Origin of the sequence: Nosocomiicoccus sp. HMSC09A07, assembly GCF_001808485.1 — a bacterium.
In the GTDB taxonomy this organism is placed as follows: domain Bacteria; phylum Bacillota; class Bacilli; order Staphylococcales; family Salinicoccaceae; genus Nosocomiicoccus; species Nosocomiicoccus ampullae_A.
In genome coordinates this window covers 33508-44835 of the sequence record NZ_KV793629.1, presented here as the reverse complement: position 1 = coordinate 44835, position 11328 = coordinate 33508, and the positions used below count along the sequence as shown (strand labels likewise).

At 38.7% G+C, this 11328-nt stretch carries 13 protein-coding genes; 12 read left to right on the top strand and 1 reads right to left on the bottom strand.

Features of this window, described 5'->3' with window-relative positions; genetic code table 11:
- Positions 1 to 140: 140 nt before the first annotated feature.
- Positions 141 to 656 (bottom strand): DUF2529 family protein, encoded by a 516-nt coding sequence (locus HMPREF3177_RS02980; RefSeq protein ID WP_070457048.1) that lies wholly within the window; start codon positions 654 to 656, stop codon positions 141 to 143.
- Positions 657 to 770: 114 nt separating this feature from the next.
- On the opposite strand from HMPREF3177_RS02980, the gene fsa reads away from it, so the two are divergent.
- The 12 genes from fsa to glyA all read left to right on the top strand — a co-directional run bounded on the left by fsa (position 771) and on the right by glyA (position 11323).
- Positions 771 to 1412, top strand: a complete 642-nt coding sequence (gene fsa / locus HMPREF3177_RS02975) for a fructose-6-phosphate aldolase (protein WP_068128575.1) — start codon at positions 771 to 773, stop codon at positions 1410 to 1412.
- A gap of 26 nt (positions 1413 to 1438) precedes the next feature.
- Positions 1439 to 2698 (top strand): UDP-N-acetylglucosamine 1-carboxyvinyltransferase, encoded by a 1260-nt coding sequence (locus tag HMPREF3177_RS02970; protein ID WP_070457047.1) that lies wholly within the window; start codon positions 1439 to 1441, stop codon positions 2696 to 2698.
- Between the two features lie 81 nt (positions 2699 to 2779).
- Complete coding sequence (gene glpX / locus HMPREF3177_RS02965) at positions 2780 to 3748, top strand: class II fructose-bisphosphatase (protein WP_040928312.1); 969 nt, start codon at positions 2780 to 2782, stop codon at positions 3746 to 3748.
- 167 nt (positions 3749 to 3915) lie between these two features.
- Positions 3916 to 5208 carry a transcription termination factor Rho gene (gene rho / locus HMPREF3177_RS02960; RefSeq protein ID WP_068128769.1) on the top strand — a complete coding sequence of 431 codons (1293 nt, stop codon included), beginning with the start codon at positions 3916 to 3918 and terminating at the stop codon, positions 5206 to 5208.
- A 112-nt stretch (positions 5209 to 5320) separates the two neighbouring features.
- A complete protein-coding gene (rpmE, locus tag HMPREF3177_RS02955) occupies positions 5321 to 5545 on the top strand; it encodes a 50S ribosomal protein L31 (protein WP_040928311.1) in 225 nt (74 codons plus the stop codon).
- Positions 5546 to 5663: 118 nt separating this feature from the next.
- The gene (gene prfA, locus HMPREF3177_RS02950) at positions 5664 to 6743 is read left to right on the top strand and encodes a peptide chain release factor 1 (protein WP_068128570.1); all 1080 of its coding nucleotides are present in this window, start codon (positions 5664 to 5666) and stop codon (positions 6741 to 6743) included.
- Positions 6730 to 7569: a peptide chain release factor N(5)-glutamine methyltransferase gene (prmC, locus tag HMPREF3177_RS02945; RefSeq protein WP_070457046.1), complete on the top strand. Its 840-nt coding sequence runs from the start codon at positions 6730 to 6732 to the stop codon at positions 7567 to 7569. Before prfA ends, prmC begins: the two co-directional genes overlap by 14 nt.
- Complete coding sequence (locus HMPREF3177_RS02940) at positions 7569 to 8624, top strand: L-threonylcarbamoyladenylate synthase (protein ID WP_070457043.1); 1056 nt, start codon at positions 7569 to 7571, stop codon at positions 8622 to 8624. Before prmC ends, HMPREF3177_RS02940 begins: the two co-directional genes overlap by 1 nt.
- Before the next feature lie 4 nt (positions 8625 to 8628).
- Positions 8629 to 9027, top strand: a complete 399-nt coding sequence (locus HMPREF3177_RS02935) for an arsenate reductase/protein-tyrosine-phosphatase family protein (RefSeq protein WP_070457041.1) — start codon at positions 8629 to 8631, stop codon at positions 9025 to 9027.
- A 61-nt stretch (positions 9028 to 9088) separates the two neighbouring features.
- Positions 9089 to 9517: a ribose 5-phosphate isomerase B gene (gene rpiB / locus HMPREF3177_RS02930; RefSeq protein ID WP_068128563.1), complete on the top strand. Its 429-nt coding sequence runs from the start codon at positions 9089 to 9091 to the stop codon at positions 9515 to 9517.
- The gene (locus tag HMPREF3177_RS02925) at positions 9486 to 10040 is read left to right on the top strand and encodes a TIGR01440 family protein (protein WP_070457039.1); all 555 of its coding nucleotides are present in this window, start codon (positions 9486 to 9488) and stop codon (positions 10038 to 10040) included. The genes rpiB and HMPREF3177_RS02925 overlap by 32 nt, the downstream gene beginning before the upstream one ends.
- Positions 10041 to 10081: 41 nt before the next feature.
- Positions 10082 to 11323: a serine hydroxymethyltransferase gene (gene glyA, locus HMPREF3177_RS02920; RefSeq protein ID WP_040928304.1), complete on the top strand. Its 1242-nt coding sequence runs from the start codon at positions 10082 to 10084 to the stop codon at positions 11321 to 11323.
- Positions 11324 to 11328 lie beyond the last annotated feature (5 nt).

Sequence of the window (11328 nt, the reverse complement as noted above, 5' to 3'; positions counted from 1 at the left end):
TACGTTAACGCAAATGCTCTAATCGTTAAATTAAGGGAGCGTGCTTTAACACAAAAGCGATTTGCGTGAAATAGTTTTTCATCTTTTAACACAAAAGCGATTTGCGTGAAATAGTTCCTTAAAAGCACAATGCGACGAACTTATTCATACTTCGGATTCGTCATTTCTTCGATGAGAATATATAAATGATAATAGATGAATAAAAACGCCGTGCCATATGGGTTTAACACACGATCAAAGTCCGGCATCGGTACGAGTTTTCGCTTCGATGATAAATCGATGAAGTGATGCTTTTCTTCGAGTTCCGCTTTATTATCTTTATTTGTATTTGAAACTAAGACGTAGTCGATAAACTCGTCGTCGAGTTGATCGACGAATGCTTTTACTTCTTCTGTATATTCTTTTGTGATGATTAATAGACGGTCTGGTGTTGTGATATCTTCGATGGAATGGAACGGTTGAATCGATGGGATACGTTCGTCATTGTGTAAAAAATAATCTTCAAAAAATGTGGCTTCGTTAAATGTCTTTAATAATATGTTCCCTTCAGACATCGTTGCTTGAGCGAGTAATCGTGCAGCGATTTCTATTTCTTCTTCTTGATTTTCTATCGTGTTAAACACATTTGTCATTTGTGTATGTAGTATTTTATCCATAGTAACTCCTTTAGTTATATCGTTTAATATATCGTATCATGATGTATTCGTTGAAGAGAGAGAAATACTTATTTATAATGACAGTATATATGTGAAAAGGGGAACATAAAAGAGATGAAATATTTTATTGATACAGCGAATATGAATGAAATAGAAGAAATATATAAATGGGGCGTATTAAGTGGTGTAACGACAAATCCATCACTTGTCGCTAAAGAAAAAGATATATCGTTTCACGATCGTTTAGTTGAGATTTGTGAACTTGTCGATGGGCCTGTGAGCGGTGAAGTTATTTCACTAGAAGCTGAAGGTATGATCGAAGAAGGTCGCGAACTTGCTAAACTACATAAACATATCGTCGTTAAAATTCCGATGTGTGCTGAAGGTATGAAAGCTGTAAAAGTGTTATCTGAAGAAGGCATCAAAACGAACGTGACGTTAATTTTCAATACGGTACAAGCGTTAACAGCAGCGCGTGCTGGTGCGACGTATGTGTCACCGTTTATCGGTCGTTTAGACGACATCGGTTTAGACGGATTACAGCTAATTGAAGATATTCATGATATCTTTTTCATCCACGATATTAACACAGAGATTATCGCCGCTTCGATTCGTAACGAAGGACATGTACACGGTGCTGCATTAAGAGGTGCGGACATCGCAACGATTCCATTTAAAGTGCTTAAAAAGTTAACGGATCATCCTTTAACAGATAAAGGAATCGAGCAATTTTTACAAGACTGGAATAACCAGTAAACCGAAGACACACAGGAGTGGAAGACATGGAACAAGTCATTCAAATAAACGGGGGTCACACACTTTCTGGTGAAGTGTATGTGAGCGGTGCTAAAAACAGTGCCGTCGCACTCATTCCAGCTACATTAATGGCGAGTAGCGGTGAAGTGACGTTAAAAGGACTGCCGGATATTTCTGACGTGAAAACGTTAGTAAGTATACTAGAAGATTTAAATATAAAAACGAAGTTATCAAATCATACACTTACAGTCGATGCGGAAGATGCTGTTAACGTTCCACTAGCAGATGAAAAAGTAGAATTATTACGTGCATCATACTATATGATGGGCGCGATGCTTGGACGCTTTAAAAAAGTAGTCATTGGTCAACCAGGAGGATGCCATTTAGGTCCGAGACCAATCGATCAACATATCAAAGGGTTTGAAGCACTCGGAGCGACAGTTAAAAATGAGCACGGTGCACTGCACATCGAAGCAGAAGAACTCGTCGGTACAAAAATTTTCTTTGATATCGTGAGTGTCGGAGCGACGATTAACGTAATGCTCGCAGCGACGATGGCAAAAGGGCGTACAGTTTTAGAAAACGTTGCGAGAGAACCAGAGATTATCGATGTGGCAACACTGTTAAATAAAATGGGCGCAAACATTCGCGGAGCTGGGACAGAGACGATTCGTATCGAAGGTGTTGGGCATTTAAATGGTGCGGCCCATACGATTATCCCGGACCGAATCGAAGCAGGATCATATATTTCACTCGCTGCCACAATTGGAGATGAAGTGAAAGTTAGAAACGTGATTCCAGAACATTTAGACGCGTTGTTTTCTAAACTAGAAGAAGCGGGTGTTGAACTTGAAATAGACGATGACGACGTCATCGTGAGACGTCCTAAAGCATATAAAGCTATAGAAATTAAAACTCAAGCATATCCAGGATTTGCGACAGATTTACAACAACCGATTACACCATTATTATTTTTAGCTGAAGATACGAGTAAAATTACTGAAACCATTTATCCAGCACGTTTTAGACATATCGACGAACTACGCCGTATGAATGCGCACGTTGAAAATAGAGGCGGTTCTGTCTTTATTCATCCTTCAAAATTAAATGGTGCAGACGTATATGCATCGGATTTACGTGCAGGATTTTGCTTAGTCGTTGCTGGTCTATTGGCAGAGGGGACGACGAGAATTCATAATGTTCACCATATCATGCGCGGGTATTCAAATATTATCAAAAAATTACAGCAACTAGGTGCACATATTGAATTGATAAATAGAGAGTAAAATTACTCTCTATTTTATTTTAAACTGTTTATAATGGTGTGTTATAATTATCTATGATAAAAACCGAGGGGGAAACTATAGATGGAACGTAGTTTATCAATGGAATTAGTAAGAGTCACAGAAGCCGCAGCACTTGAAAGTGCAAAATGGGTCGGTAAAGGGTTAAAAAACGAAGCGGATGACGCTGCAACGACAGCCATGCGCCACGTATTTGATACGATCCCAATGAACGGAACTGTTGTGATTGGAGAAGGCGAAATGGACGAAGCACCGATGTTATATATTGGTGAAGAGTTAGGAACAAAAGAAGGTCCAGATATTGATATCGCAGTAGACCCTCTCGAAGGTACGACAATCGTTGCTGAAGGTGGCTGGAATGCATTAACAGTTATTGCAATCGCAGACCGCGGTAATTTACTGCACGCACCAGACATGTACATGGACAAAATCGCAGTCGGTCCTGAAGCAAAAGGTCACGTCGATTTAGATGCGTCAGTAACAGAAAACGTTAAAGCAGTCGCAAAAGCAAAAAATAAATCAATCGAAGAAGTAACAGTTACATTACTTAAAAGAGATCGTAACCAACACATTATCGATGAAGTGCGTGAATTAGGTGCGCGTATAAAATTCGTTGAAAACGGAGACGTTGCAGCAGCAATTAATACTTGCTTTGACTACACTGGTGTCGATATTTTATTCGGTTCAGGTGGTGCACCAGAAGGTGTAATTGCAGCAGTTGGTATCAAAGCACTTGGCGGAGACTTCCAAGGACGTCTCATGCCTAAAGACGCTGAAGAAGAAGCACGTTGTAAATCGATGGGTGTCGATCCAAAAGAGAAGCTTCTATTAGAAGACTTAGTAAAAGGAGACGACGCAATCTTCGCTGCAACGGCAGTGACAGATGGTGAGTTAATGAAAGGTGTGCAGTTTAAAGGGGACTACGTAAATACGTCTAGCCTTGTCATGCGCGCTAAATCAGGAACAGTTCGTTTCATCGAAGGTAAACACTCAATGAAGAAAAAACCTAAAATGGTCGTTGAAGATAATTAATCGTTATATTTTTAAAGTCTAGGATATTTTATCTTAGACTTTTTTATTCGTTTTAATTTATGAGAATGTTACTGTATAATAATGACTGACTTAATAGGCAACAGTGAATTTTTAAATAGAAGAGAGTGTAACATATGTCAGAAGAAACTGAAAAAGTACATGAAGGCATGAAATATGAAACGTTTGACGCGTTATATAAAAATAATACGACGAAAGATTTAACAGCGAGAGCGAAAAGCTTAAACGTTCAAAACTATAGTAAATTAAACAAAAAAGAACTTGTTTTAGCAATATTAGAAGCTGAGATGGAACAAGATGGTAACTATTACATGGAAGGTATTTTAGATGATATCCAACCGGATGGTTACGGCTTTTTAAGAACGGTAAACTATTCTAAAGGTGAAAAAGACATCTACATTTCTGCGTCACAAATTCGTCGCTTCGAATTAAAAAAAGGTGACAAAGTTACTGGTAAAGTTAGAAAACCAAAAGACAAAGAAAATTATTACGGATTACTACAAGTCGACTTCGTAAACGATAATAACGCTGAAGAAATTAAAAAACGTCCTCACTTCCAAGCGTTAACTCCACTTTATCCTGATACAAAAATTACGTTAGAAACGAATTCAAAAGATTATTCGACGAGAATTATGGATTTAATTACGCCGATTGGATATGGACAGCGTGGTTTAATCGTCGCGCCACCTAAAGCAGGTAAAACATCGATGTTAAAAGAAATTGCTACTGCGATTACTAAAAATTCTCCAGATGCAAAGCTTTTTATTCTCTTAATTGGTGAACGTCCAGAAGAGGTTACGGATATCGAGCGCTCTGTAGAAGAAGCTGAAGTCGTGTACTCGACGTTTGACGAGCATCCACAACATCACGTTAAAGTTGCAGAACTATTACTTGAGCGTTGTAAGCGTCTCGTTGAAATGGGCGAGGACGTAATCGTATTAATGGACTCTATTACGCGACTTGCACGTGCGTATAACTTAGTCGTGCCGCCTTCAGGGCGTACGTTATCTGGTGGACTAGACCCTGCGTCACTATTTAAACCAAAAGCATTTTTTGGTGCAGCGAGAAATATTGAAGCGGGTGGAAGTTTAACGATATTAGCAACCGCACTTGTTGATACGGGTTCAAGAATGGATGATATGATCTACGAAGAGTTTAAAGGTACAGGTAACATGGAGTTACACTTAGATCGTAATTTAGCAGAACGTAGAATTTATCCGGCGATTGATATTAAACGTTCAAGCACGCGCCGTGAAGACTTATTATTAGAACAAAAAGAGCTTGAAGTTTTATGGCAACTTAGAAACTTATTTACAGATAAGCATGACTTTACAGAGCGTTTTATTAAGACGATTAAAGAAACGAAATCAAACGAAGACTTCTTTGAAGTACTACGTAAAAAGATGATTGAATCTAGCAGAACTGGAAAACCGTTTATGTAAATTGTAGTGTTGATTTTTTGAAACCATCCGTGTATAATATTTTAAGTATTAGAAAAGGGAAAACCCGAAATAACTCTGTTCCAGATGGTTCAGGGCAAAGGAGATGTGTTTTATGAAACAAGATATTCATCCAGCATATCACAGAGTAAATGTTATCTGTGGTTCATGTGGTACTGAATTTGAAACAGGCTCAACTTTAGAAGAAGACATTAAAGTAGAAGTGTGCTCTAACTGTCACCCATTCTACACTGGACGTCAACGTTTCGCAGCTGCGGACGGACGCGTAGAGCGCTTCAACAAGAAATTTGGTTTCAAATCTCAAAACAACGAAGAGTAATCGATATAAGAGCTACACAGATACGTTCTGTGTAGCTTTTTTTGTACCGTAAATAACAAGGTAACGTACATAATTTATGATATAATTAACAAGAATCTAGAAGAAAAGGACGAAGGATATGTTTGATCAACTCGATATATTAGAAGATAGATACGAACAACTCAATGAACTGCTCAGTGATCCAGATGTAACTAGTAATCCGGATAAGTTAAGAGAGTATTCAAAAGAGCAAAGTGATTTATCAGAAAAAGTAGAAGTGTATAGAGAATATAAATCACATAAAGAAACGATTGCCGAGTCTAAAGAAATGTTAGAAGAGTCAGACGACCCGGAAATGAATGAATTACTAAAAGAAGAAATCAAAGAATCTGAAGCGTTACTTCCTGAGCTTGAAGAAAAACTTAAGTTTTTACTCATTCCAAAAGACCCGAACGACGACAAAAACGTTGTTATGGAAATTCGCGGGGCAGCAGGTGGAGACGAAGCACAAATTTTTGCTGGAGATTTATTCCGTATGTATTCACGCTATGCAGAAACGCAAGGTTGGAAAATCGATGTCGTCGATAAAAGTGCTTCTGACCAAGGTGGGTTTAAAGAAATTAGCTTCGTAATTAACGGTCACGGTGCGTATTCAAAACTAAAATTTGAAAACGGCGCACACCGTGTTCAGCGTGTCCCTGAAACAGAATCAGGTGGTCGTATTCATACGTCAACAGCAACAGTTGCGGTTTTACCAGAAGTTGAAGAAGTTGAAGTAGAAATTCGTAACGAAGACTTAAAAATCGATACGTACCGCTCAAGTGGTGCAGGTGGTCAGCACGTTAACACGACAGACTCTGCCGTACGTATTACGCACTTACCGACAGGTTTAGTCGTAACGTCACAAGATGAAAAATCACAAATCAAAAACAGAGAAAGCGCAATGAAAGTTATGCGCTCTAGAATTTACGACATGATGCAACAAGAAGCACAAGATGAATACAGTGAAAAGCGTAAACTCGCAGTTGGTACTGGTGACCGTTCAGAACGTATTCGTACGTATAACTATCCGCAAAACCGTGTGACAGATCACCGTATCGGTTTAACGATTAATAAACTCGATCAAATTATCGATGGTAACTTAGATGAAGTACTAGACTCACTCATGATTGAAGACCAAAAATCTCGATTAGAAGAGTTAAACAATGCCGAGTTTTAATATTGCTCTAAAAGAAGCGAAAAAATTATTGTCTGCAGCACGTAAAGAAACGCGCGCTGCAGACATATTATTAGACGATTTATTTTCAATGGATACGCTCAGTCTAATTTTAAACGGTCATAATGAAATGACGGATGATGATTACAAGCGATATATGAACGGTGTACAACGACTGTTAAACGATGAACCTGTTCAATATATTACGAACATACAATATTTTTACGGTAGAAATTTTTACGTGAACAACGATACGTTAATCCCAAGAAATGAAACAGAAGAGCTCGTCATGCACGTATTAAAAAACACCGACTCAGGCGTCGTTGCGGACATTGGGACGGGCACCGGAGCAATTGGTATTACACTCAAATTAGAACGTCCTGAATTAGACGTATACATATCTGACATTTCTAAAGATGCTTTAGAAGTCGCGAAGAAGAATAAAGAAAATCTTGAAGCCGACGTTAAAATTTTAAACGGTGATCTATTTGAACCGTTCATCGAACAGGGGATTAAAGTCGACATACTCGTATCAAATCCACCGTACATTAGTGAAGACGAACTTGAAGATATGTCATTATCTGTAAAGAAATATGAACCAAAGCTCGCGCTCTTCGCTGAAGAACAGGGTCTGTATTTTTATCGTAAAATGATAGAGTCGTTAGACGACATCTTAAATGACGGTGGGAAAGCTTTTTTTGAAATTGGTTGGAAAGAAAAAAAGGACGTGCTTGCGCTTGTTGACACATATTGGCCGAACGCTAAGCGCGAAGTTATTCAAGATATAAATGGTAATGACCGCATTTTATATATAGAGTGGGTGAAGTAATGAATACAAAAGTATGGGAAATCACATCTGAAGACGTTAACGCACCACTTACAGAGGAAACGATTGAAAAGTTGGACGAAATCAAACTAGCATTTGAATACGGAGAAATCATCGCTATTCCAACAGAAACAGTATATGGTCTCGGTGCAAATGCAAAAGATCCAGAAGCGATTATTAAAATTTTCCAAGCGAAAAACCGGCCTGGAGATAATCCATTAATCGTCCATGTACATAGCTACGAGCAAGTTGAATCGTTCACGTCTTATATCGATGATAAAGTAAAAAAACTCATGGATACATTTTGGCCTGGACCGATTTCTTTTATCTTACCTTTAAAAGATGGGGTCATCGCTTCAAATACAGTTGCTGAAATGGATAGTGTCGCAGTAAGAATGCCGTCTCATCCAGTTGCACGAAAGATTTTAGAGTACACAAATATACCTATCGCTGCACCGAGTGCGAATTTAAGCGGCAAACCATCTCCGACAGATGCAGAACACGTGATTCACGACTTAAACGGTAGAATATTTGGTGTAGTCGTATCTGAAAAATCTGAGATTGGACTAGAAAGTACAGTGTTAGACTGCACACAGTTTCCATATAAAGTCGCACGTCCAGGACACATATCAATCGAAGAGTTACAAGACGTATTAAAAGAAGAGATTTTAGAACATAAAGATACGATGGAACGACCGATTTCTCCTGGCATGAAGTACAAACACTACGCACCACGTCAGCCGATGAGTGTCGTTGAAGGCGGCATTAACTCGAACACGAGACTTTGTGTACCTGAAGGTATAAAAAAGAATAAAGTTGGAGTCATCGCGCCAGAAACTGTCCGCCAATACATCGACAAAGACATGCAGTTTACGAGTCTTTGCAGAGACGAAGGAAGTTACCGTGAAGCGGCTAAGAATTTATATGCCGCACTTAGACATATGGACGCGTCGGATGTTGAAATCATCTATATATACGGATTTAAGCAAAATAGTGAAACTGAAGCGCTGATGAACCGTATTTATAAAGCGACAGGCAGTACTATTATTAAAGGGTGATTGCATGATTATATTTGTATGTACAGGTAATACGTGCCGAAGTCCACTTGCAGAAAGTTACGCTAAAACAGTGACGGACAGAGAAGTTGAGTCGAGAGGTTTATTTGTTACGTCCAATCAAGTCAGTCCGTATAGTGAGGAGATTATACAAAGAGAAAATTATTCGCCTTCTACGCTACCAGAGCAGTTGACTCATGAGGACACGCTCGACAATACGCTACTCGTCATGACAAAAAGTCATTATATACAAGTAAAAATGTTAAATGAGGATGCGGATGTTCATCTTTTAAGTGAGTATGTAGGTGAAAGTGGAGACGTCCTCGATCCATTTGGCGGTAATATGGATGATTACACACGTGTGTTTCATCAGATGAAACATTATATCGATAAAATAAACTGGTAATAACGAATGATTTTGAAACTGCATTTTAAGAATGTATAATAATATTTAGGAGATGATTTCAATGAAAGTGATTATCGGTTCAGACCACGGTGGATTCAACTTAAAATCAGCCATCGTACAGCATTTAGAAGATAAAGGAATCGACGTTAAAGACGTTGGACCATTCGATACAGATTCTGTCGATTACCCAGATTATGCAAAACCGGTTGCTGAAGCTGTTCAAAATAGCGAATACGACCGCGGTATTTTAGTATGTGGAACAGGTATCGGAATGAATATCGCAGCGAATAAACATAAAGGTATTCGGGCAGCACTCGTTCACGACACGTTTTCTGCACACGCTACACGAGAGCACAACAATTCAAATATTTTATGTATGGGTGAACGTGTAATCGGAACTGGATTAGCGTTAGATATCGTTGATATTTGGTTAGAAACTGAATTTGAAGGTGGTAGACATGAGCGTAGAATTGAAAAAATTGAACAGTGAGCTTACAACGATCATTCAAGAGTTAGAAGACGCTGATTTTTTCTTTTCAAATGCCTCACTCGTCATCGGATGTTCAACATCTGAAGTACAAGGAGAACATATCGGTGAACATAGTTCGATGGAAGTTGCGGAAGTGATTTTCAAAGCATTCGAACCCGTCGTTGAACGATATGATATGGATGTGTTTTTCCAAGGGTGTGAACATATTAACCGTGCACTGACTACTACTAAAAAAGCAGTCGAAAGAAATCATTTACAATCACAAATTGTAACTGTCGTTCCTGACAGAAGTGCAGGTGGAAGTTTAAGTGAATATGCGTTTAATCATTTAAAGGATAGTGTCGTAGTCGAGCACGTCGATGTCGATTTAGGCATCGATATCGGGCAAACACTAATTGGTATGCATATTAAACACGTACAAGTTCCTGTTCGAGTGAATACGAAAACGCTCGGAGAAGCACAACTTACAATTGCGAAATCTCGTCCGAAATTAATCGGCGGGGAACGCGCGCATTATAACTAAATGAATTAATAAAATTTATATATTAAGGAGAGTTATCAAACATGTCTTACATTAAACAATCAGATGAAGCACTATACGAAGCGATTCAAAAGGAATTCGACCGTCAAAATGAAAATATTGAGCTAATCGCATCAGAAAACTTTGTATCAGAAGCGGTATTAGAAGCTCAAGGAAGCGTGTTAACGAACAAATACGCTGAAGGTTACCCAGGCAAACGTTACTACGGAGGATGTGAGTACGTAGACGTTGCTGAAGATCTAGCACGTGAACGTCTAAAAGAAATCTTCGGTGCAGAACACGCAAACGTACAACCACACTCTGGATCACAAGCGAACATGGCAGTGTACTTCTCGGTGTTAAACCCTGGAGATACGATTTTAGGTATGAACTTATCTGACGGTGGTCACTTAACGCACGGTGCACCGGTAAACTTTAGTGGTAAATTATTTAACATCGTAAGTTACGGTGTATCTAAAGAAGATGAAGCAATTGACTACGATGAGTTACGTGAAATTGCGATTAAAGAACAACCTAAACTTATCATCGCTGGTGGTAGTGCATACGCGTTACAAATCGACTTTAAAAAGTTCAGAGAAATCGCAGATGAAGTCGGTGCGTACTTAATGGTAGACATGGCTCACATTGCTGGTTTAGTTGCAGCTGGTCTACATCCAAACCCAGTTGAGTACGCAGACTTTGTAACTTCAACAACACATAAAACATTACGTGGACCACGTGGTGGAATTATTTTAACTAAAAAAGAACATGCGAGAAAGATCGATTCAAACATCTTCCCTGGTATTCAAGGTGGACCGTTAATGCACGTAATTGCAGCAAAAGCTGTTGCATTTAAAGAAGCATTACAACCTGAATTTAAAGCATACCAAGAGCAAGTGATTAAAAACGCAAAAGTACTTGCAGAAAAATTACAAGAGAACGGTTTAAGAATCGTTTCAGGACGTACTGAAAACCACTTAGTGTTAGTAGATACAAAAGTATTCGGCTTAACAGGTAAACAAGCAGAAGAAGCGTTAGATAAAGTTGGTATTACAACAAATAAAAATACTATCCCATTCGAAACAGAATCACCATTTGTAACGAGTGGTTTACGTATGGGAACACCTGCGATGACAACACGCGGATTTAAAGAAGCGGAAATGGAAGAAGTTGCAGACATTATCATTGAAACATTAACAAAAGAAAAGAACGGAGAAAGCTTAGACGGAATTCACGACAGAGTCGTTCAGTTAACTAGTAAATATCCGTTATATGACCACAAATAGGGAGA

Excerpts from the sequence above, each read along its gene's own strand:
- HMPREF3177_RS02980 (WP_070457048.1), bottom strand. The coding sequence starts at position 656 with ATGGATAAAATACTACATACACAAATGACAAATGTGTTTAACACGATA.
- fsa (WP_068128575.1), top strand. The coding sequence starts at position 771 with ATGAAATATTTTATTGATACAGCGAATATGAATGAAATAGAAGAAATA.
- HMPREF3177_RS02970 (WP_070457047.1), top strand. The coding sequence starts at position 1,439 with ATGGAACAAGTCATTCAAATAAACGGGGGTCACACACTTTCTGGTGAA.
- glpX (WP_040928312.1), top strand. The coding sequence starts at position 2,780 with ATGGAACGTAGTTTATCAATGGAATTAGTAAGAGTCACAGAAGCCGCA.
- rho (WP_068128769.1), top strand. The coding sequence starts at position 3,916 with ATGAAATATGAAACGTTTGACGCGTTATATAAAAATAATACGACGAAA.
- rpmE (WP_040928311.1), top strand. The coding sequence starts at position 5,321 with ATGAAACAAGATATTCATCCAGCATATCACAGAGTAAATGTTATCTGT.
- prfA (WP_068128570.1), top strand. The coding sequence starts at position 5,664 with ATGTTTGATCAACTCGATATATTAGAAGATAGATACGAACAACTCAAT.
- prmC (WP_070457046.1), top strand. The coding sequence starts at position 6,730 with ATGCCGAGTTTTAATATTGCTCTAAAAGAAGCGAAAAAATTATTGTCT.
- HMPREF3177_RS02940 (WP_070457043.1), top strand. The coding sequence starts at position 7,569 with ATGAATACAAAAGTATGGGAAATCACATCTGAAGACGTTAACGCACCA.
- HMPREF3177_RS02935 (WP_070457041.1), top strand. The coding sequence starts at position 8,629 with ATGATTATATTTGTATGTACAGGTAATACGTGCCGAAGTCCACTTGCA.
- rpiB (WP_068128563.1), top strand. The coding sequence starts at position 9,089 with ATGAAAGTGATTATCGGTTCAGACCACGGTGGATTCAACTTAAAATCA.
- HMPREF3177_RS02925 (WP_070457039.1), top strand. The coding sequence starts at position 9,486 with ATGAGCGTAGAATTGAAAAAATTGAACAGTGAGCTTACAACGATCATT.
- glyA (WP_040928304.1), top strand. The coding sequence starts at position 10,082 with ATGTCTTACATTAAACAATCAGATGAAGCACTATACGAAGCGATTCAA.